The organism is Mycolicibacterium wolinskyi (assembly GCF_002101965.1).
In the GTDB taxonomy this organism is placed as follows: domain Bacteria; phylum Actinomycetota; class Actinomycetes; order Mycobacteriales; family Mycobacteriaceae; genus Mycobacterium; species Mycobacterium wolinskyi.
Genome location: NZ_LQQA01000014.1, coordinates 47,742 through 65,912, shown reverse-complemented (window position 1 = coordinate 65,912; position 18,171 = coordinate 47,742). Strand labels below are relative to the sequence as shown.

Annotated in this window: 25 protein-coding genes and 1 riboswitch; of the genes, 11 read left to right on the top strand and 14 right to left on the bottom strand. The window is 67.6% G+C overall.

The window, feature by feature from the left end; genetic code table 11:
- The 4 genes from AWC31_RS14420 to AWC31_RS14405 all read right to left on the bottom strand — a co-directional run.
- Nucleotides 1–494: transglycosylase family protein (locus AWC31_RS14420; RefSeq protein WP_165765967.1), on the bottom strand; the 494-nt coding region annotated here is incomplete at its 3' end.
- 8 nt (nt 495–502) lie between these two features.
- Nucleotides 503–713: riboswitch (cyclic di-AMP (ydaO/yuaA leader) on the bottom strand.
- A gap of 217 nt (nt 714–930) precedes the next feature.
- Nucleotides 931–1,197, bottom strand: a complete 267-nt coding sequence (locus AWC31_RS14415) for a MoaD/ThiS family protein (protein WP_067846265.1) — start codon at nt 1,195–1,197, stop codon at nt 931–933.
- Nucleotides 1,198–2,262 carry a GTP 3',8-cyclase MoaA gene (moaA, locus tag AWC31_RS14410; protein WP_085144876.1) on the bottom strand — a complete coding sequence of 355 codons (1,065 nt, stop codon included), beginning with the start codon at nt 2,260–2,262 and terminating at the stop codon, nt 1,198–1,200.
- Nucleotides 2,259–2,660 (bottom strand): YccF domain-containing protein, encoded by a 402-nt coding sequence (locus tag AWC31_RS14405; protein ID WP_085144875.1) that lies wholly within the window; start codon nt 2,658–2,660, stop codon nt 2,259–2,261. The genes moaA and AWC31_RS14405 overlap by 4 nt, the downstream gene beginning before the upstream one ends.
- 152 nt (nt 2,661–2,812) lie before the next feature.
- Here AWC31_RS14405 and AWC31_RS14400 point away from each other — a divergent pair, with 152 nt between their 5' ends.
- Nucleotides 2,813–3,223, top strand: coding sequence for a cold-shock protein (locus AWC31_RS14400; protein WP_067846256.1), 411 nt, complete (start codon nt 2,813–2,815; stop codon nt 3,221–3,223).
- Between the two features lie 26 nt (nt 3,224–3,249).
- On the top strand, nt 3,250–4,275 hold the full coding sequence (locus AWC31_RS14395; RefSeq protein WP_085144874.1) for a glutathione S-transferase family protein: 1,026 nt from the start codon (nt 3,250–3,252) through the stop codon (nt 4,273–4,275).
- Here AWC31_RS14395 and AWC31_RS14390 read toward each other — a convergent pair.
- Both AWC31_RS14390 and AWC31_RS14385 read right to left on the bottom strand, forming a co-directional pair.
- On the bottom strand, nt 4,272–4,760 hold the full coding sequence (locus AWC31_RS14390) for a DUF2771 domain-containing protein (protein ID WP_067846250.1): 489 nt from the start codon (nt 4,758–4,760) through the stop codon (nt 4,272–4,274). The genes AWC31_RS14395 and AWC31_RS14390 overlap by 4 nt on opposite strands.
- The gene (locus tag AWC31_RS14385) at nt 4,757–6,343 is read right to left on the bottom strand and encodes an MFS transporter (protein WP_110775091.1); all 1,587 of its coding nucleotides are present in this window, start codon (nt 6,341–6,343) and stop codon (nt 4,757–4,759) included. Before AWC31_RS14385 ends, AWC31_RS14390 begins: the two co-directional genes overlap by 4 nt.
- Before the next feature lie 150 nt (nt 6,344–6,493).
- Between AWC31_RS14385 and AWC31_RS14380 the strand changes: the two genes are divergently transcribed.
- Nucleotides 6,494–7,288 carry a DUF3027 domain-containing protein gene (locus AWC31_RS14380; RefSeq protein WP_085144883.1) on the top strand — a complete coding sequence of 265 codons (795 nt, stop codon included), beginning with the start codon at nt 6,494–6,496 and terminating at the stop codon, nt 7,286–7,288.
- Nucleotides 7,289–7,295: 7 nt separating this feature from the next.
- Here AWC31_RS14380 and AWC31_RS14375 read toward each other — a convergent pair whose 3' ends face one another.
- Together AWC31_RS14375 and AWC31_RS14370 are read right to left on the bottom strand one after the other, a co-directional pair.
- The gene (locus AWC31_RS14375; RefSeq protein WP_067846244.1) at nt 7,296–7,748 is read right to left on the bottom strand and encodes an SRPBCC family protein; all 453 of its coding nucleotides are present in this window, start codon (nt 7,746–7,748) and stop codon (nt 7,296–7,298) included.
- A gap of 9 nt (nt 7,749–7,757) precedes the next feature.
- Nucleotides 7,758–8,027: a DUF2530 domain-containing protein gene (locus tag AWC31_RS14370; protein WP_067846241.1), complete on the bottom strand. Its 270-nt coding sequence runs from the start codon at nt 8,025–8,027 to the stop codon at nt 7,758–7,760.
- Between the two features lie 85 nt (nt 8,028–8,112).
- Here AWC31_RS14370 and AWC31_RS14365 point away from each other — a divergent pair, with 85 nt between their 5' ends.
- From AWC31_RS14365 to AWC31_RS14355, 3 genes are read left to right on the top strand one after another with little or no spacing between them, the layout of a single operon-like run.
- The gene (locus AWC31_RS14365; RefSeq protein WP_067846238.1) at nt 8,113–8,544 is read left to right on the top strand and encodes an Rv0880 family HTH-type transcriptional regulator; all 432 of its coding nucleotides are present in this window, start codon (nt 8,113–8,115) and stop codon (nt 8,542–8,544) included.
- A complete protein-coding gene (locus tag AWC31_RS14360) occupies nt 8,541–9,362 on the top strand; it encodes a TrmH family RNA methyltransferase (protein WP_085144872.1) in 822 nt (273 codons plus the stop codon). Before AWC31_RS14365 ends, AWC31_RS14360 begins: the two co-directional genes overlap by 4 nt.
- Nucleotides 9,363–9,382: 20 nt before the next feature.
- On the top strand, nt 9,383–9,655 hold the full coding sequence (locus AWC31_RS14355; protein WP_085144871.1) for a DUF2537 domain-containing protein: 273 nt from the start codon (nt 9,383–9,385) through the stop codon (nt 9,653–9,655).
- Between the two features lies 1 nt (nt 9,656).
- Here AWC31_RS14355 and AWC31_RS14350 read toward each other — a convergent pair whose 3' ends face one another.
- From AWC31_RS14350 to map, 4 genes are all read right to left on the bottom strand, one after another.
- Entirely contained in the window at nt 9,657–10,463 is an 807-nt protein-coding gene (locus AWC31_RS14350; protein ID WP_085144870.1) for a TIGR03620 family F420-dependent LLM class oxidoreductase, read from the bottom strand.
- A gap of 42 nt (nt 10,464–10,505) precedes the next feature.
- Entirely contained in the window at nt 10,506–11,294 is a 789-nt protein-coding gene (sepH, locus tag AWC31_RS14345) for a septation protein SepH (RefSeq protein WP_067846226.1), read from the bottom strand.
- Nucleotides 11,295–11,370: 76 nt separating this feature from the next.
- Nucleotides 11,371–12,483 carry a phosphoserine transaminase gene (serC, locus tag AWC31_RS14340; protein ID WP_085144869.1) on the bottom strand — a complete coding sequence of 371 codons (1,113 nt, stop codon included), beginning with the start codon at nt 12,481–12,483 and terminating at the stop codon, nt 11,371–11,373.
- A gap of 92 nt (nt 12,484–12,575) precedes the next feature.
- The gene (map, locus tag AWC31_RS14335; protein WP_085144868.1) at nt 12,576–13,340 is read right to left on the bottom strand and encodes a type I methionyl aminopeptidase; all 765 of its coding nucleotides are present in this window, start codon (nt 13,338–13,340) and stop codon (nt 12,576–12,578) included.
- Nucleotides 13,341–13,462: 122 nt separating this feature from the next.
- On the opposite strand from map, the gene AWC31_RS14330 reads away from it, so the two are divergent.
- Both AWC31_RS14330 and AWC31_RS14325 read left to right on the top strand, forming a co-directional pair.
- Nucleotides 13,463–14,479 carry an AurF N-oxygenase family protein gene (locus tag AWC31_RS14330; protein WP_067846217.1) on the top strand — a complete coding sequence of 339 codons (1,017 nt, stop codon included), beginning with the start codon at nt 13,463–13,465 and terminating at the stop codon, nt 14,477–14,479.
- Between the two features lie 7 nt (nt 14,480–14,486).
- Nucleotides 14,487–16,160 carry a 4Fe-4S binding protein gene (locus AWC31_RS14325; RefSeq protein WP_085144867.1) on the top strand — a complete coding sequence of 558 codons (1,674 nt, stop codon included), beginning with the start codon at nt 14,487–14,489 and terminating at the stop codon, nt 16,158–16,160.
- Here AWC31_RS14325 and AWC31_RS14320 read toward each other — a convergent pair.
- Nucleotides 16,157–16,582 (bottom strand): nuclear transport factor 2 family protein, encoded by a 426-nt coding sequence (locus AWC31_RS14320; protein WP_234816856.1) that lies wholly within the window; start codon nt 16,580–16,582, stop codon nt 16,157–16,159. The genes AWC31_RS14325 and AWC31_RS14320 overlap by 4 nt on opposite strands.
- Before the next feature lie 99 nt (nt 16,583–16,681).
- Between AWC31_RS14320 and AWC31_RS14315 the strand changes: the two genes are divergently transcribed.
- Nucleotides 16,682–16,861: a DUF2795 domain-containing protein gene (locus AWC31_RS14315; RefSeq protein WP_085144866.1), complete on the top strand. Its 180-nt coding sequence runs from the start codon at nt 16,682–16,684 to the stop codon at nt 16,859–16,861.
- A 3-nt stretch (nt 16,862–16,864) separates the two neighbouring features.
- Here the strand turns inward: AWC31_RS14315 and AWC31_RS14310 are convergent, their stop codons facing one another.
- Nucleotides 16,865–17,317 carry a VOC family protein gene (locus tag AWC31_RS14310; RefSeq protein WP_067846930.1) on the bottom strand — a complete coding sequence of 151 codons (453 nt, stop codon included), beginning with the start codon at nt 17,315–17,317 and terminating at the stop codon, nt 16,865–16,867.
- Between the two features lie 148 nt (nt 17,318–17,465).
- Here AWC31_RS14310 and AWC31_RS14305 point away from each other — a divergent pair, with 148 nt between their 5' ends.
- The gene (locus AWC31_RS14305; RefSeq protein WP_085144865.1) at nt 17,466–17,780 is read left to right on the top strand and encodes an ArsR/SmtB family transcription factor; all 315 of its coding nucleotides are present in this window, start codon (nt 17,466–17,468) and stop codon (nt 17,778–17,780) included.
- Nucleotides 17,777–18,163, top strand: coding sequence for a VOC family protein (locus AWC31_RS14300; RefSeq protein WP_085144864.1), 387 nt, complete (start codon nt 17,777–17,779; stop codon nt 18,161–18,163). Before AWC31_RS14305 ends, AWC31_RS14300 begins: the two co-directional genes overlap by 4 nt.
- Nucleotides 18,164–18,171: the final 8 nt, after the last annotated feature.

Sequence of the window (18,171 nt, the reverse complement as noted above, 5' to 3'; positions counted from 1 at the left end):
AGCATGTCGACCGGGGCCGGCGGGGGCGGCGGGGCGAACGGAGCGGGTGGCGGCGGAAGCTGGCCGTTCACCGCCGGGGCGTCGAGCGGAGCCGGAGCGGGCTCGGCGACGACGTTGCGCGGGGTGGCGCCGGAGAGGCCGCGGCCACAGGTGGGCCATGCGCCCTTGCCCTGGCTGGCCAGCACGCGCTCGGCGACTGCGATCTGCTCTTCCTTGGTGGCCATGTAGGCCGCGGGTGCGTACTCGCCACCACCGTGCGACGACCACGTGCTCGGCGAGAACTGCAGCCCGCCGTGGTAGCCGTTGCCGGTGTTGATGGCCCAGTTACCGCCGGACTCGCAGCGGGCTACCTGATCCCATTCGCCGTCGGTCGCAGCCATCGCCTGGCCGGCCATGGCGAGGCTGCCGCCACCGAGCACAGCGCCGGTGAAGGCGATTTTGGCGACGTTCTTGGCTGATGACGATGAAGTGGGCTTGCGGTGCCGTCCACTCATAAGCGTGAAGGTCCTCTCGTATGCGCCCACGAGGTCAGCTGTCGGGTTCGGGTAGGAGAGGTCACCCGGCCGTCGACGCCGAAACGACGACGGCTTCACCCCAAGGGGCCGCAAGCGGCTCCTGGTCCTTATAAATCGGTGGACCGGTTGGGTCCCCCGCCTCCATCCTTGTTGTTCGTCGTTACCCCGCCCGATGGATGGAGCTCGGCGCGATCGGAAGGGGTGGGTCAGCCGATTAGGGTCAGTTGACTTGGGAATGAACGGTAACCGGTCGTTGCAGCCGCGTCATCTTTTGCCCGCCCTGGCGTTTTCGGTCTCGGCAAAACCTAAAAGAGCATTAAAGGTCCAGGTTGCCGACGCGTTGTCCCAGGTCGTAGACCCGCTCCACCGCGCTGTAGCCAGCTCGTGACCATTTCGTTATGTGATGCATATCACGTTATCCACCGGCGAAGGGGGGTAACACATCAAGGGTCTGCGGCGTTAGCACCGCCCGCTCAATGTCGCGCACCGCAACCCCGTCGCACAGGTATGAGCAGCGCTTTAGCACGCGCGCCAGCTCCGGGTTGCGGCCGGCGAGCTGTTCGATGAGCGCCGAAATCGTCGTTCCCGTTGCGATATCTAACGTTTCGGTCTCAACTCCGGCAGCGGCCGCCGCGGCCGCGAAATATCGGATGGTGACCTGAACCGTTGTCGTTGCTGTCATCTATCCGCCGATCGCGCTCATGGGCCGGTCCGGCTGCAGGAAACCAGGGTCGTTGATGCCGTGCCCCGCCGGTTTCGCCCACATCGCGGCGCGCCACGCGGCTTCGATCTCGTCGTCGCCTGCGTCGCCGCGCAGTAATGCCCGCAGATCGGTCTCCTCGCGGGAGAACAGGCAACTGCGGATCTGACCGTCGGCGGTCAGCCGCGTGCGGTCACAGGCCGAACAGAAGGCCTGTGACACCGAGGCGATCACTCCGACGGTGCCCGTCACCTGTCCCGCGCTGTCGAGCACCTGCCACAGCTCGGCCGGCGCGGACCCGCGCGGCTTCGGGTCGGGTCGCAGATCGAAATGGCGCCGCAGGGTCTGCAGGATGCGCTCGGCGTCGATCACCTCGCTGCGCTGCCAGTTGTGCCCGGCGTCCAGCGGCATCTGCTCGATGATGCGCAGCTGGTAACCGTGGGCCAGGCAGTAGCGAAGCAGTTCCACGGCGTCGTCGAGGCCCGACATCGGGTCCAGCACGGCGTTGACCTTGACCGGATTCAATCCGGCGGCCTTGGCGGCGGCGAGCCCGGCCAGTACATCGCCGAGGCGGTCACGGCGGGTGATGCGGGCGAAGTGTGCGGCGTCGACGCTGTCCAGCGACACGTTGATGCGGTCGAGCCCGGCCTGCTTCAGGCCGGCAGCGCGCCGAGCCAGCCCGAGGCCGTTGGTGGTGAGGGTGATCTCCGGGCGCGGCGTGAGGGCCGCCGCGGCGGCCACCACTTCTTCCAGGTGACGCGTGACGAGGGGTTCCCCGCCGGTGAAGCGCACGCTCGTGACCCCGAGGCGGGTGACCGCGATGCGCAACAGCCGGCCCAGCTCGGCCGGGCTCAGCAGCGCGTCGCCGGGCAGCCAGTTCAGGCCTTCGGCAGGCATGCAATAGGTGCAGCGCAGGTTGCACCGATCGGTCAGGGACACCCGCAGGTCGGTGGCGACCCGCCCATAGGTGTCGATCAGCGGGCCGGTGCTCGGTGCGTCGGTTGTCGGGCGGGCCACCGTCGGCAGGCCCAGACCGGTGACCGTCATACCGCCACCCGCTGCTGATTGAGCCGATCAACCGGGACGATCTCCTTGCCCAGCGGCACGAGCGACACCGGGATCATCTTGAGATCGGCCAGCGCCAGCGGGATACCGATGATCGTGATGGCCATGGCGACGGCACTGACTAGATGCCCGAGCGCCAGCCACCAGCCGAACAGGATGACCCAGATGATGTTGCCGATGAGGGCGCCAGGGCGCGTTCCCGGCTTGTCGACGATCGTGCGGCCGAACGGCCACAAGGCGTAAGACGCGATGCGCAGCGACGCGAACCCGAACGGGATGGTGATGATCAGGATGAAGCTGATCAGCGCGGCCAGCAGGTATCCCAGTGCCAACCACAGGCCGCCGAAGATCAACCAGATGATATTCAGTATCACTCGCATATCAGGCGCATCTCTCCTCAAGCGGTGGTCCAAGCCTACCGAGTAATCAAGGTGAAGGCCGCGCCCAGGGCCGAGTAGGATCACCACATCGCGTCCCGGCGCAGACGGGACGCTTTTGTGTTGAGCTGACAATGACGAGCAGGTGAGGACCAGTGCCGACCGGCAGGGTTAAGTGGTACGACGCCGAGAAGGGCTTCGGCTTTTTGTCGCAGGAAGAGGGCGAGGACGTCTACGTCCGGTCCTCGGCGTTGCCTGCTGGTGTCGAAGGTCTGAAGGCCGGCCAGCGGGTCGAGTTCGGTGTCGCTGCCGGCCGTCGCGGCCCGCAGGCATTGAGTCTCAAGCTGATTGATCCGCCGCCGAGCGTGAGCCGCAACCGGCGCGAAGCTGAGCGGCCCGAGCACAAGCACACGCCCGACGAACTTCACGGCATGGTCTCGGACATGATCACGCTGCTCGAGGACATCGTGCAGCCTGAGCTGCGCAAGGGTCGCTATCCCGACCGCAAGGTCGCCCGCCGGGTGTCCGAGGTGGTCAAGGCTGTCGCGCGCGAACTCGACGCCTGACCCACGCGTTGGCGCAAGATGTAGGTATGGCCCAGGGTTCCTACGTCGCCGACAAATCCTCGTCGGGGGGCGAATTCAACCGCGACACCAACTACATCACCACCCGCATCACGGCCGACGGTCGTGACGGCTATCCGGTCGAGCCCGGCCGCTACCGGTTGATCGTGGCACGGGCGTGTCCGTGGGCGAATCGCACGATCATCGTGCGCCGGCTGCTGGGCCTGGAAGATGTTCTGTCCATTGGCTTTTGCGGGCCGACCCACGACGAACGCAGTTGGACGTTCGATCTCGACCCGGACGGGCTCGACCCGGTGCTGCGGATACCACGGCTGCAGGACGCCTACTTCAAGCGCGACCCGAACTACCCCAAGGGCATCACGGTGCCAGCGATCGTCGAGGTGGCGTCGGGCGCGGTGGTCACCAACGACTTCGCCCAGATGACGCTGGACTTCTCCACGGAGTGGACCGCCTATCACCGCGAGGGCGCACCGCAGCTGTATCCCGAGCCGCTGCGCGAGGAGATCGACGCCGTGGCCAAGCGCATCTACACCGAGGTCAACAACGGGGTGTACCGCTGTGGTTTCGCGGGCTCACAAGAGGCCTACGACGCCGCCTACGACCGGCTGTTCACCGCACTCGACTGGCTGTCGGAGCGGTTGGCGACCCAGCGATATCTCGTCGGCGACACCATCACCGAGGCCGACGTGCGGCTGTTCACCACACTGGCTCGCTTCGATCCCGTCTACCACGGGCATTTCAAGTGCAACCGGTCCAAGCTCGCCGAGATGGACGTGCTGTGGGCCTACGCGCGGGATCTGTTCCAGACCCCGGGCTTCGGCGACACGATCGACTTCGTGCAGATCAAGCAGCACTACTACATCGTGCACGCCGATATCAATCCGACGCAGATCGTGCCGAAGGGCCCCGACCTGTCCGACTGGCTCACTCCCCATGGCCGGGAAGCGTTGGGCGGCAGGCCGTTCGGCGACGGGACGCCGCCGGGCCCGACGCGTGCGGGCGAGCGGGTGCCGGCCGAGCACTCGGCCGGCTAGGGCCAGACCGTGCTGATCGACCATTCGGCATGCGGCAACGGGAATTCCTCGCCCGCCTCGTCCTGAACGAGCGTCAGGAGCTGCACGGCCAGGCCGGTGAGGCGCCCGCGCTGCGGGTCGACGGTCGGAATGGTCACGGCCAGCGTCGTTTCCGGCCGGTACACCGAAACCGTGGTGTCGATGGGGTTCTCGTACACGCGAAGCAGGCGCCACGGCGCGCGGGCGATCGCTGACGGGACCGAGAGCTGAACGGGGTTGTCCTCGTTGACGCGCAGTTCGCCCGCGTCACGCGGGTCCTGGCAATTGTTGAGATCGAGCACCGGGCAGTACCGGAACGGGCCGACCCGGACGAGATGACCGTCCGAGTACGCGCTGATCTGCGGCAGCTGTTCGCCGTGCGAACTGCTCAGGCGCCAAACCCCTACCGTGGTGCCGGCGATGGCCAGGACGACGACGACCGCCAGGATCGCGATGGTCCGCTTCACCGGGTCTCCCACTCGGCCGCGATCGGTGCACCGTCGCCCTCGCGTTCGGCCAGCACGGGGCGATTGCCGCCGAATCCGGGAATCAGTGATTCGCCGCGGTAGCTCACGATGGTCTGGGCCAGCCCGAGTATCAGCACGGCGGTGATCGTAGTGAACCCGACTGAGAGGTCCGTATAGATGAGCACCCCGGTGGCGCCGCCGGCCACCCACGCGAGCTGGAGTACCGACTCCGAGCGGCCGAATGCCGAGGCCCGCGACGCCTCGGGCAGATCGTCCTGCAGGGACGCGTCGAGCGAGGCTTTGGCGATCGCGCTCGCCGCCGAGGTCACCAGGGTCGCGCCCGCGGCGACGAACAGGTTGCCGGTCAGCGCGGCGGCCAGGGCGGCGGCCGTCACCGCGATCGCCGCGCGCACCACCATCTGCGCCGGGTGGCCCAGCTTGAGCCGTGCGGCGGTGACGTTCCCGGCGAAGTTGCCGATGCCCGCGGCCGCGCCGATCAGGCCGAGAATCAACAGCTGTTCCCAGCCGCTGGCATCGTGCGACTTGGCGACGAACGCGGGGTAGAGGAACAGGAATCCGACCATCACTTTGATCGTGCAGTTGCCCCACAGCGCGGTGATCGTGTTGCGGCCCAACGGCTGACGCGGAGCCTTGGACTTGCCGGGGCGGCGCAGCTCGCCGGTGGCCCCGTGGTAGCTCAGTGTCGTGGGCACCTCACCCTCGGTGACCTCGACCCACTTCGGGATCCGCATCGACAGCACCGCGCCCGCGACGGACACGGCGACGATCACGTACAGCGCACCGGGCAGATGGACCAGGTTGAACAGGTATTCGGCACCGGCCGCGATCCCGCCACCCACGACGGTGCCGCCAAGAAGACCGAAGGTGGTCAGACGGGAGTTGACCCGGACGAGGTCGATGGACGGCGGCAGCACCCGCGGCGTGACCGCGCTGCGCAGCACCGAAAACGATTTGGACAGCACCATCATCCCGAGCGCGCACGGGTAGAGCACCCAAGGCGGATAGCTGCCGGTGATGCCGTCGTAGTTCGCGATCAGCACCACGATCAGCACCGTGCGCAACGCGAACGACGCCGCGAGCGCGACGCGTCGGCCGTGCTGCAACCGGTCGAGTGCAGGCCCGATCAGCGGTGCGATCACCGCGAACGGCGCGATCGTGATCAACAGGTAGAGCGCGACCTTGCTCTTGGACTCGCCGCTGGCCGCGGCGAAGAACAACGTGTTGGCCAGGGCGACGGCCATTGCGGCGTCGACGGCGAAGTTGGCCACCACCGGCCAGGTCAGCGCCGTCAGCCCCGATTTGTCGGCACCGTCCGCGGTGGCCGCGCGGTGCACCAAACCGTACATTCGCGAACCCATTTCACGGCTGCGGGCGGCCGCGGCACGCGTGACGGTCACCTTCTCGCCTGCCGCGTATCCGCCTCCACGCGGCGGGACCGAGCGCTCATGCGAGGCGTGCGCGGCGGTCTGCTGGTCGTCCAGCGGTGGCAGCCAGCGGTTCGAGCTCGCACCGGACGGCCTGCGCGGCTTGCGGGGCGTCTCGCCGCTCGGGTAATTGGCCATCCCGGGATGCTCCTCGCCACGATCGCCAGGCGGCCGCGGCGGGTAGTAAGTCACCCCATGATTCTCTCTTATCCGCCTCGCGCGCGACGCATAGGCGACCGGTGTGGCCCGCGGTCGGGCCGGTCAGGCACTATGGAGGCGATGGAAAGTGTGACCGAATCAGCTGAGCAGGCCCGTGAAGCGGGTCTGAGTTCCGGCTCGGCGACCAGCGTGGAGCCCGAGCCGCGGTTGGAGTCGCTGCTTTTGGGCGCCGTCGAGCAGGCGCGCGCGGCGTTGACCGAGTTCAGCGGTGAGGACACGGTCGGCGAGTACCTCGGCGCGACATTCGAGGATCCGAGCTCGGCGACACACCGCTTCCTCGCCAATTTGCCCGGCTATCGCGGCTGGCAGTGGGCCGTCGTGGTCGCTGCCTACCCCGGCGCCGATCACGCCACCATCAGTGAGCTCGTCCTGGTTCCGGGCCCGACGGCGCTGCTCGCGCCGAAGTGGGTGCCCTGGAACGAACGGATCCGGCCCGGTGATCTGAGCCCAGGCGATCTGCTGGCCCCGCCGCCTGCCGATCCTCGGCTGGTGCCCGGGTATCTGGCGACGGGCGATCCACTCATCGACGACACCGCGGTCGAGCTCGGCTTCGGCCGCCGCCAGGTGCTCAGCGATTGGGGCCGTGCGGGCGCAGCCCAACGCTGGCACGACGGTGACTACGGGCCGGCTTCGGCGATGGCCCGGTCGACCCGCCGGGTCTGCCGCGACTGCGGTTTTTATCTGCCCCTCGGCGGCGCGCTCGGCCCCATGTTCGGGGTGTGCGCCAACGAGTTGGCCGCCGACGGCCACGTGGTCGACGCCGAGTACGGCTGCGGTGCCCATTCGGACACGCCGCAGCCGCCCGGAACGGGCTCACCGATGTACGAGCCGTACGACGACGGCGTGCTCGACCTCGCCGACTGAGCGCCGATCAGCGCTCGGCGGCGGCCTTGATCCGGGCCAGCGACGCGTTCATGCCCTCGACGAGTTCGTTCTCGAAGCTCGGTACACCGCCGAACAACGCGTTGACCAATGCGTTCGACACCGCAGACGTGCCGTTCTCGGCGTGGCGGCTCTCGATCAGTTTGGTGCCCGTCTCGGTGGGCTCGAGTTCGTACGTCCAGATGGTGTTGTTGGCGTCGACGCGAAACGCCAGCTTCTGCTCCGGGATCACCTCGGTGATCCGTGACGTGGTCGGCCAGAACATGAACTTGCGGCGGTTGAGGTTGAATGTCCGCGCCCCGGGCCGCACCGGTCCGAGGGTCTTCATCAGCCGGCACTGTGGGCTCCACTCCGGCATCCGGCGCAGATCCGACACCAGGGCCCAAACCCTGTCGACCGGTGCGTTGATGTCGATCTGTGCTTGCAACAGCGGCGCCGCCATACCGTCTCCTCAGGTCAATCCGCTTTGGGCGCCGCGAGATCCGCGTCGCACCGCACGACGTTGCCACAGGAAGATCGATGTGCCAAGGGCCCCGATGCCAAGACCGGCCACGGCGTATGGCCGCCAGCTGTGCAGATCGGGGACGGTGAAGGCCAGCACGGTCACGATGAGCCAACCGGCCGCGATCACGAGCACCACCGGCCACGGTTCCAGCAGCGCCGCGGGCAACGGCGGCGGCTGGGGCGCCGGGTCTGCTGAGCCGTTCGGGTCTCCGGTCATCGCCACCAACCTAGCCGACCGGCAGAACGTACAATGGCCCTGGTTTTAGCCCTTATCGTTGCCGAGGCTCAGTATTATTTGCTTTGTGAAAGATCCGGAGGCTCGGCTTGCGAGCGACCTCGCACTCGCCGTTGTCCGATTCGCCCGGCAATTACGGGTGCGGCGTTCCGAATCGCCGGTGTCGCTGACCCAGCTTTCGGCGTTGTCGACGCTGGCCAAAGAGGGTGCGATGACTCCAGGGGCGTTAGCTGTGCGTGAGCGTGTCCGCCCGCCGTCGATGACACGCGTGTTGACTTCGCTGGCCGAGCAGGGCCTGGTGGCGCGGGCCGCACACCCGGTGGACGGACGCCAGATTGTCGTCTCCGCCTCACCGGCCGGTGTCAACCTGGTCGAGGCCGAGCGCCGCGCGAGCCAGGAGTGGCTGTTGAAGCAGCTCGCCCGGCTCGAACCCGAAGAACGCCAGACCTTGCTTGCCGCAGCGGATCTGATGTCGGCGATGGTCGACGAAAGCGCGTGAGCGCGCTGCACGTCATCGACATCGAGGATCCGGCGGATCCGCGCATCGACGACTTCCGGGATCTCAACAGCGTGGACCGCAGGCCGGATCTGCCGACCGGCAAGGGCCTGGTGATCGCCGAAGGTGTCCTCGTCGTCCAGCGCATGCTGGCGTCCCGCTTCGTTCCGCGTGCGCTGCTCGGTACCGATCGGCGGCTCGGTGAACTCGCCGCCGACCTCGACGGGGTCGACGTGCCGTTCTACCGGGCCAGTGCCGAGGTGATGGCCACCGCGGTCGGCTTCCATCTCAATCGCGGCGTGCTGGCGTCGGCGTCACGCCCGCCGGAGTTGGCCGTCGAGCAGGTCGTGTCCGGGGCACACACCGTCGCGGTGCTCGAAGGCGTCAACGATCACGAGAATCTGGGTTCGATCTTCCGCAACGCCGCCGGGCTGGCGGTGGATGCGGTGGTGTTCGGCGCGGGCTGCGCCGATCCGCTCTACCGTCGTGCCGTCCGGGTGTCGATGGGCCATGCCCTTTTGGTGCCCTTCGCTCGTGCCGCCTCGTGGCCGGACGACCTTGAGCTGTTGCGTACCAATGGTTTTCGTTTGCTTGCCATGACGCCGGACGCGTCAGCGGCGACACTGTCGGATGCCATGGCGCAACTTGAGAAGGACCGGGTCGCCATCCTCGTCGGAGCCGAGGGACCCGGCCTGACCGAACGCACCATGCGGGCCAGCGACGTTCGCGTGCGGATTCCCATGTCGCGCGGCACGGATTCTCTCAACGTCGCGACCGCGGCCGCCCTCGCGTTCTACGAGCGGTCCAGGCTCGCGCACTGAATTGACGCTAAATTGACATCGTGACCGACGAATCCACGCCGTGGGGGACAGGCCTGACGGTGGCCGGATTCGTGGCGGCCGTACTCGCCGCGGCGATCGTGGTGCTCGGGGTGGGCCTGATCCGGGTCCACCCACTGCTGGCGGTCGGTCTGAACATGGTGGCCGTCGGCGGGTTGGCGCCCACGGTCTGGGGATGGCGCACCCGGCCTGTATGGCGCTGGTTCGTACTGGGCGCCGGGATCGGCGTGGCCGTCGGGTGGGTGGCGCTGCTCGCGGTCGCGCTCAGCCGGTAACTCAGGCCGATCCGAACAGCGTGCGGGCCAGCCGAGCGCGCCAGGTGCCCATATCGTCGACGCCCAAGATGCGCAGCACCACCTGATCGGCTCCCGCCCCGTGATAGTCCGCGATGCGTTCGGCGATGCGCTCGGTGGAACCCCAGGCCGCGATGCCATCCAGCAGCCGGTCGCTGACAGTGTCGATGTCGGTCTCGGTGAATCCCTGCCGCATCAGGTTGCGGCGGTAGCCGCCCTGGCCGGCCAGGAACTCCAGCGGCCCCGCCGCAGCGGCACGGGCAGCGTCGCGGTCGGTGACCGGGATGACCATCAGCAGGACGGCCAGCAGCCGGTCGGGGCCGAGGGCCGCGCGGGCCGCCGAGATGTATGACGGCGTGACGAGGTACGGATACGCACCCGAGGCGCGGTCCCGCGCGAGCGCCAGCATGTTGGGGCCGAGCGCGGCGAGAACCCTCGAATCGATCCCGGCGGCGTCCAGTTCGTCCAGATAGGCGTTGAGGGTGGCCATGGGCTGCGGACCGTGTGCGCCGCCGATGCCCACGACGAACCGGCCGGGATGCTCGCGTTCCAGCTCGGTGTGGGTGGCGATGACGTCGGCGGCGGGTACGCGCACCACCGGGATGATGCCGGTCGCGACGGGTATCGACGAGGTCGCGCGCACGGCGGCCGCGAGCATCGGCAGGTTGCCCGAACGCCACAGCGTCGCGAAGCCGAGGGCCTCGGCATGGCGCGCCTCGTCGGCCACCACGGCCGCGTCATCGGTGAAGGGATTGCTGCTGGCCAGCCCGATCGGGCCGAGGGAGATCATGCGCACGACGCTATGACCTCAAGAACGCTTCAGGTCAAGACGTCAGCGCTGCGTGCCCGAGGAACGCACGCCGAGCAGCACGTCTTCCCAGGCCGGAACCGCGGGCCTGGCCTTGCGGCCGCGCTTGGGTGCCGGGGCGGCTTCGGGTTCGGGCTCGGCGGCGGCCGGCTCGGGCGTGGCCACCGGCGGCGCGGGAGCCTCGAAGTCCAGCTCGGGCACGGCGGCGACCGGGCGCAATGGCCGGCCGAAATCCGGGTTGATCAGCTGTTGCGCGGCGTCGTCCGAAGCGGTGACGGTGCCGCCGTGCGCGCCGGGCGTGAACCGGAAGTGGGCCTGGATGTCGGACCTGCCGGCCTTCCACGTCAACTGCACGGTCCAGCGGCTGTCCTCGTTGCGCCAGGCATCCCACGCGGCCGCGTCGGGATCGAGCCCGCGCGCCACGAGCGCCGTCGTCACCATCTCCAGCAGGGTCAGCACCGCGGGCCCGTCGGCGAGCACCGGATGCGCGGCGGTGGCGAGTTCGGCCGCACGTGCCCGCTCCAGCAGGACCGGATGGGCAAACCGCTCCACCCGCTCGACCGGAACTCCCGCGGCGGCGGCCAACTGCTCGACCGATGCGCCGGCGCGGATCTTTGCTTGAATCTCCTTGGGGCGCAGCACGCTTTGAACCTCTACATCGATTTGTGTCTGATTCGAGGCGACTTTGTCGCCGCGCACGGCGGCCCGCAAACGGTCGTCGACACGCAAACTGAACATCTCGGTGGAGTCGTCGGCTTCACAGATGATGCGTTTGCCGTCGACATCCAACCCGACGACCCTGAGTGCTCGCATACCGACCTCCTGCGCGAACCCTACTGCGTTATCGGCTCGTTACCGCGCTGACACGCGGGACCGGAGGCGTCTTCACTCAGAGATTTTCGACTACCCAGTCCACGCAGCTGGTCAGAGCACTCACATCGTCAGGATCAACGGCCGGGAACATGCCGATGCGCAACTGGTTGCGGCCCAGCTTGCGATACGGCTCGGTATCGACAATTCCGTTTGCCCGCAGCACCTTTGCCACCGCGGCGGCGTCCACGTCATCGCTGAAGTCGACCGTGCCGACGACCTGCGAGCGCAACGCCGGGTCGGTGACGAACGGCGTGGCGAACGACGCCGCCTCGGCCCACGAGTAGAGCCGCTGCGACGAGTCGGCCGTGCGCTTGACCGCCCACTCGAGGCCGCCGTTGCCGTTCAGCCAGTCGAGCTGTTCGGCCAACAGGATCAGCGTCGCGATCGCCGGGGTGTTGTAGGTCTGGTTCTTGACGCTGTTCTCGACCGCGATGGGCAGTGACAGGAAGTCGGGCACCCACCGGTCCGACGCCGCGATGGCCTCGATGCGGGCCAGTGCCGACGGGCTCATGACGGCAAGCCACAGCCCGCCGTCGCCGGCGAAGTTCTTTTGCGGCGCAAAGTAATACGCGTCGACGTCGGTGATGTCGACGGGCAGGCCGCCGGCCGCCGAGGTGGCGTCGATCAGGACGAGGGCGTCATCGGAACCGGCGGGACGCCGCACCGGCACCGCCACGCCCGTCGAGGTCTCGTTGTGGGCCCAGGCGATCGCGTCGACCGACGGGTCGGACTGCGGCTCCGGTGCCGTACCCGGATCGGACTTGACCACGATCGGATCGCCGATGAAGGGGTTCTTGGCGACGGCCGAGGCGAACTTCGAGCTGAACTCGCCGTAGGTGAGGTGCAGCGAGCGCTTGTCGATGAGTCCGAAGGCCGCGGCGTCCCAGAACGCGGTCGACCCGCCGTTGCCGAGGATCACCTCGTAGCCGTCGGGCAGGGAGAACAGCTGACGAAGGCCATCGCGCACGCGGCCGACCAGGTTCTTCACCGGAGCCTGCCGGTGGCTCGTGCCGAACAGATCGCCCGCAGCGGCCAGCGCGCTCAGCTGCTCGGGCCGGACCTTGGACGGTCCGCAGCCGAAACGGCCGTCGCGGGGCTTGAGGTCGGCGGGAATCGTCAGTTCAGCCATGGTGACAAGCCTAAAGGGGCCGCCGACCGGCCGAGCGTGGGCCCTGTGCACGCAAACCGGCCGGAACTCGTGCACAGGCCCCACGGTCGCCACTAGAGCGTCAGAATCCGAGCGCCGTCGGCGGTCACGGCCACGGTGTGCTCGCTGTGCGCGGCGCGGGCGCCGGTCGCGGTACGCAAGGTCCAGCCGTCGGAATCGTGGAGGTAGTCGTCGGTGCCGTCGGCGATGAGCATCGGCTCGATCGCGAGCACCATTCCCGGCCGCAGCTTCATGCCCTTGCCGGGCCTTCCCTCGTTTGGGACGTGCGGATCCTCGTGCATCGTTCGGCCGATGCCGTGCCCGCCGTGGTCTGCGAGCTGGCCGTATCCCGCGCCGCGGGCCACCGACGCGATGGCGTGGCCGATGTCGCCGAGCGTGTTGCCCGGCCGGACCGCCGCGATGCCCGCGGCCAGCGCCGCATCGGTCGCCTCGATCAACGCGGTGTCGGCGGGGCGCGGCGTTCCGACGACGAAACTGCGGGCGGCGTCGCCACACCAGCCGTTCAAGATTGCTCCGAAGTCCACCGACACGAGGTCACCGTCGGCGAGCACCTGGCCGTTCGGCACGCCGTGCACGACGGCGTCGTTGACGCTCACGCACAGCACCGCCGGAAACGGGCTCGGCGCCCAGCGCGGGTGGTAGTTCAGAAACGGCGACGTGGCGCCGTGCGAGGCCAGCACTTCGGCCGCGATTCGGTCGAGATCGGCGGTCGTGCGACCCGGAGCGCCGTGTGCGACGACTGCGCGCAATGCTTCGGCGACGACTGCGCCCGCGGAAGCCATGGCCTCGACCTCGTCTTTTGTCTTCAGCTCGACCACGGCGACCGATTCCTTAGCAAACTCTTCAAATCAGGCATGGACATTTACTCGATACCTGCGGTACCGTTGTACAACAAGTGGGTAGATGTAAACCTCAACACGAGAACGAGAGGTTCTGCAACATGGCTCGGACCAAGATGGTCAGGCGTTGGCGTCGGAACATGGATGTCAGCGACGACACCCAGTACGTTGACATGCTCACCACACTGTCCGAGGGGTCGGTGCGGCGCAACTTCAATCCGTACAAGGACATCGAGTGGGACTCGCCGGAGTTTGCCGTCGTCCCCAACGATCCCCGCTGGATCCTGCCGGCGACCGACCCGATGGGCGGTCACCCGTGGTACCAGGCGCAGCCCCAGGAGCGGCAGATCGAGATCGGCATGTGGCGCCAGGCCAACGTCGCCAAGGTCGGTCTGCACTTCGAGAACATCCTCATCCGCGGCCTGATGGAGTACTCGTTCTGGGTGCCCAACGGCTCGCCGGAGTACCGGTACTGCCTGCATGAGTCCGTCGAGGAGTGCAACCACACCCTGATGTTCCAGGAGATGGTGAACCGCATCGGCAAGGACGTCCCGGGCATGCCGCGGCTGCTCAAGTGGCTGCAGCCGCTGATCCCGCTGGCTGCGGGCCCGCTGCCGATCCCGTTCTTCTTCGGCGTGCTCGCCGGCGAGGAGCCCATCGACCACACGCAGAAGAACGTGCTGCGCGAGGGCAAGTCCCTGCACCCGATCATGGAGCGGGTCATGGCGATTCACGTCGCCGAGGAGGCGCGCCACATCTCGTTCGCGCACCAGTACCTGCACAAGCGCGTTCCGCACCTGCGTCGCCGCCAGCGGTGGCTGCTGTCGTTGTTCGTGCCGCTGACCATGCGCATCCTGTGCTCGGCGATCATCGTTCCGCCGCGCGCGTTCTGGAAGGAATTCGACATCCCGCGCTCGGTGCGCAAGGAGCTGTTCTTCGGATCTCCCGAGTCTCGGAAGATGTTGCGGGACATGTTCGGTGACGTCCGGATGCTGTGCTACGACACCGGCCTGATGAACCCGATCGCCAAGCTCATGTGGAAGATCTGCAAGATCGACGGGCCGCCGAGCCGCTATCGCAGCGAGCCGCAGCGCGAGCACCTGGTGTCGGTCGCCTAGGTCTCGCATGCCCCATGTGATCACCCAGTCGTGTTGCAGCGACGGGTCCTGTGTCTACGCGTGCCCGGTGAACTGCATCCATCCGTCACCGGATGAGCCGGGCTTCGCGACGGCGGAGATGCTCTACATCGATCCCGACGCGTGTGTCGACTGTGGTGCGTGCGTCAGCGCGTGCCCGGTCGGTGCGATCGCGCCGGACACCAAGCTGGAGCCCAAGCAGCTGCCGTTCATCGAACTGAACGCGTCCTTCTATCCGAAGCGCGAGGGCAAGCTGCCGCCGACGTCCAAGCTGGCGCCGGTGTTGCCTGCGCCGAAGATCACGCGGGGCGGCCCGCTGACGGTCGCGATCGTCGGGTCGGGGCCGGCCGCGATGTACGCGGCCGACGAACTGCTCACGCAGCGCGGTGTGCGCGTCAACGTGTTCGAGAAGCTGCCGACGCCGTACGGGCTCGTGCGTGCCGGGGTCGCGCCCGACCATCAGAGCACCAAGCGCGTCACGCGCCTGTTCGACCGCATGGCCCAGCAGCGGGGATTCAAGTTCTTCCTCAACGTAGAGGTCGGCAAGCATCTGTCGCATGCCGATCTGCTCGAACACCACCACGCGGTGCTGTACGCCGTCGGTGCCCCCAATGACCGGCGCCTGGAGATCGACGGCATGGGCCTGCTCGGCACCGGGACCGCCACCGAGATGGTGGCCTGGATCAACGGGCATCCGGAATTCACCGCGCTGCCGGTCGACCTGAGTCACGAACGGGTGGTCATCGTCGGCAACGGCAACGTCGCATTCGACGTCGCGCGGGTGCTCACCACGGATCCGGATGCGTTGGCGCGCACCGACATCTCCGACCATGCGCTCGCCGCGCTGCGGTCGTCGCAGGTGCAGGAAGTGGTTGTCGCGGCCCGGCGCGGGCCGGCTTCCTCGGCGTTCACCCTGCCCGAGCTGATCGGGCTGACGGCGACGTGCGACGTCGTGCTCGACGCGGCCGATCACGAACTGGTGCAGCGCGATCTGGCCACCGCGTCGGATCCGTTGACCCGCAACAAACTCGAGATCCTGTCGAAGCTGGGCGACGCGTCCGCGCCGATCACCCGGCCGCGTATCCGGCTGGCCTACCAGCTGACGCCACAACGCGTGCTGGGCGACGGCCGCGTGACCGGCATCGAATTCGGTGTCACCGGCACCGATCAGGTTCGCACGATCGACGCCGGGTTGGTGCTCACGTCAATCGGCCACCGCGGCAAGGCGATTGCCGATCTGCCGTTCGACGACGCCGCATCGGTCGTGCCCAACGACGGTGGCCGCGTGATGGATCGGGCGACCGGCAAGCCGGTGCGCGGCGCGTATGTCGCCGGCTGGATCAAGCGTGGACCCACCGGGTTCATCGGTACGAACAAGTCGTGCGCGGCCGAGACCGTCCGCAACCTGGTCGACGACTACAACGCGGGAACGCTGGCAGACCCGGCCCACAAGCCGTCCGCGCTCGACAAGCTCGTGCATACGCGTCAGCCTGACGTCGTCGATGCCGCCGGCTGGCAGGCGATCGACGCCGCCGAGATCGCCCGCGGCGGCGAGGACCGCCCGCGCGACAAGTTCACGACCGTCGACGCGATGCTCGCGGCCGCCGCGACCGCGCCGACACGACCGGTGCACCAGCGGCTGCTGGCCGGGCTGCTCCGCTAACTGGTCGCCGCGACGATCGCCGCGGTGTCCCAGTAGAACGGCCGCACCTCGGCGATCCGTCCGTCGATCACGCGGATTGTCTGCAGGATCGGGAAGTCCAGGTCTCGGCCGGTCGCCCGGGAACGGGCATGCACCTGCGTGAGTACGACGGCGGTGTCGGCGGTCGAGAGGAAGTCCTGTTCGACCATTTCGAACGCCGACCACGTCGCGCTCATCGCGGTGAAGAACCGCTCCATGCCGTCGTGGCCGCGCCACGTTCCGCCATAGGGCAGCGCCTCGGCCTGATGCAGGACGACGTCGGGTGCGAAGAACGGCGCGAGGATGTCGAAGTTCGCCGCACCGGGGCCGCCGGCGGCGAGGTAGTCGCGTTCAGCGGCGTACATGCCGTGCAGGACGTTTGCGGTCTCGTTCAGAGCTGTCACACCCGGTAGACGTGGATCCCCCGCGAAATGTGAGATCAGGTTTCGAATTTCGGGGCCCGGCTACTCCCGACCGATAGTCACGTGAAGGGAGCAACACCAATGCCGAACCCCATCGATGTGCAGAAGGCTCTGTCCGGTGCGAAGTACCCGTCCTCCAAGCAGGACCTGATCGAGCACGCCAAGACCAACGGCGCCGACAGCGAGATCATCGACGCCCTCGGCAAGCTGCCCGACGGCGAGATCAGCGGGCCCGATCAGGTCCAGAAGGCGGTCTTCTGACCGTTACTGCGCCGACTTCATCGCCTCTTCGATCTCCTCCATGCTGACCTCGCGCACCGGTTGGCCAAGCGACCACTGGTGCCCGAACGGGTCGCGGACCACGCCGTAGCGATCACCCCAGAACTGGTCCTCGAGCGGGTGGACGACCTCGGCGCCTGCCTCGACCGCGCGGGCGAATTTGGCGTCGACGTCGGTGACCGTCAGGTGGATCGTCACGGGCGTGCCGCCCAGCGCCTTGGGTGTCGACGACTTGCCTTCGCTGAACTCCGGGAAATCGTCGTTGAGCATGACGGTGGACCCGTTGATGTTGACCGCCGCGTGAATGAGCTTGCCGTCCGGGCCGGGCACGCGGCCCAGCTCGGTGGCGTCAAAAGCCTTGACATAGAAGTCGATCGCGGCAGCCGCGTCGTCGACGACGAGGTGCGGTGACACTGCGGGAGTTACTTCGATCGCCATGGGTTTCTCCTGGTGATAGTGGGCGGACACAATGCAGACCCGTCGCGTGGGCGGATCTCATCGCTGCGGCATGGCCCATGCAACCACCAGGGTCCGACAACCTCGCGGACATTGACATGCAAGTGGCTGCTTGCCTATTGTTGCTCGTGTGGGTGACGTCTTCAAGGCCTTGGCCGATCCCACCCGGCGGACAATTCTCGACGAGCTGACCGAACGCGACGGCCAGACGCTGTTCGAGATCTGTGCCCGGCTGCTGACCAATCACGGCCTGTCCTCGACCCGGCAGGCGGTCTCGCAGCACCTCGACGTGCTCGAGGACGCGGGCCTGATCGAGACCAGGCGCGAGGGCAGGTACAAGTTCCACCACATCAACACCGCACCGCTCGAACCGATCGTCGAGCGCTGGCTCAAGCAGCCCCGTGACAAGCACACCGAAACCGATGGGGGAGAGGGACCGACATGAGAATCAATCTGACCAGCGTGCTCGTGGACGACCAGGAGAAAGGCCTCCGCTTCTACACCGACGTGCTGGGTTTCGTTCTGAAACACGACATTCCGATGGGCGTCGACCGGTGGATCACCGTGGTGTCCCCGCAGGACCCCGACGGTACGGAACTGGTGCTCGAACCCAGCGGGCATCCGGCGGCCAAGCCGTTCAAGGACGCGTTGGTGGCCGACGGCATCCCGTTCACGTCGTTCGCGGTCGACGACGTCGCGGCCGAGTACGAACGGCTTGCTGCACTGGGCGTCCAGTTCACGCAGAAGCCGACCGCGATGGGGCCCGTCATCACCGCGGTGTTCGACGACACGTGCGGCAATCTGATCCAGATCGCACAGCAGGCCTAGGCTGCAGC

Coding starts and splice junctions, on each gene's coding strand:
- sepH (WP_067846226.1), bottom strand. CDS start 11,294: ATGCGAGCACTCAGGGTCGTCGGGTTGGATGTCGACGGCAAACGCATC.
- AWC31_RS14370 (WP_067846241.1), bottom strand. CDS start 8,027: ATGACCGGAGACCCGAACGGCTCAGCAGACCCGGCGCCCCAGCCGCCG.
- AWC31_RS14405 (WP_085144875.1), bottom strand. CDS start 2,660: ATGCGAGTGATACTGAATATCATCTGGTTGATCTTCGGCGGCCTGTGG.
- moaA (WP_085144876.1), bottom strand. CDS start 2,262: ATGACGGTCACCGGTCTGGGCCTGCCGACGGTGGCCCGCCCGACAACC.
- AWC31_RS14385 (WP_110775091.1), bottom strand. CDS start 6,343: ATGGCCAATTACCCGAGCGGCGAGACGCCCCGCAAGCCGCGCAGGCCG.
- AWC31_RS14300 (WP_085144864.1), top strand. CDS start 17,777: ATGAGAATCAATCTGACCAGCGTGCTCGTGGACGACCAGGAGAAAGGC.
- AWC31_RS14395 (WP_085144874.1), top strand. CDS start 3,250: ATGGCCCAGGGTTCCTACGTCGCCGACAAATCCTCGTCGGGGGGCGAA.
- serC (WP_085144869.1), bottom strand. CDS start 12,483: ATGGCTGAACTGACGATTCCCGCCGACCTCAAGCCCCGCGACGGCCGT.
- AWC31_RS14315 (WP_085144866.1), top strand. CDS start 16,682: ATGCCGAACCCCATCGATGTGCAGAAGGCTCTGTCCGGTGCGAAGTAC.
- AWC31_RS14375 (WP_067846244.1), bottom strand. CDS start 7,748: ATGGCGGCGCCGCTGTTGCAAGCACAGATCGACATCAACGCACCGGTC.
- AWC31_RS14330 (WP_067846217.1), top strand. CDS start 13,463: ATGGCTCGGACCAAGATGGTCAGGCGTTGGCGTCGGAACATGGATGTC.
- AWC31_RS14325 (WP_085144867.1), top strand. CDS start 14,487: ATGCCCCATGTGATCACCCAGTCGTGTTGCAGCGACGGGTCCTGTGTC.
- AWC31_RS14310 (WP_067846930.1), bottom strand. CDS start 17,317: ATGGCGATCGAAGTAACTCCCGCAGTGTCACCGCACCTCGTCGTCGAC.
- AWC31_RS14415 (WP_067846265.1), bottom strand. CDS start 1,197: ATGACAGCAACGACAACGGTTCAGGTCACCATCCGATATTTCGCGGCC.
- AWC31_RS14350 (WP_085144870.1), bottom strand. CDS start 10,463: ATGATCTCCCTCGGCCCGATCGGGCTGGCCAGCAGCAATCCCTTCACC.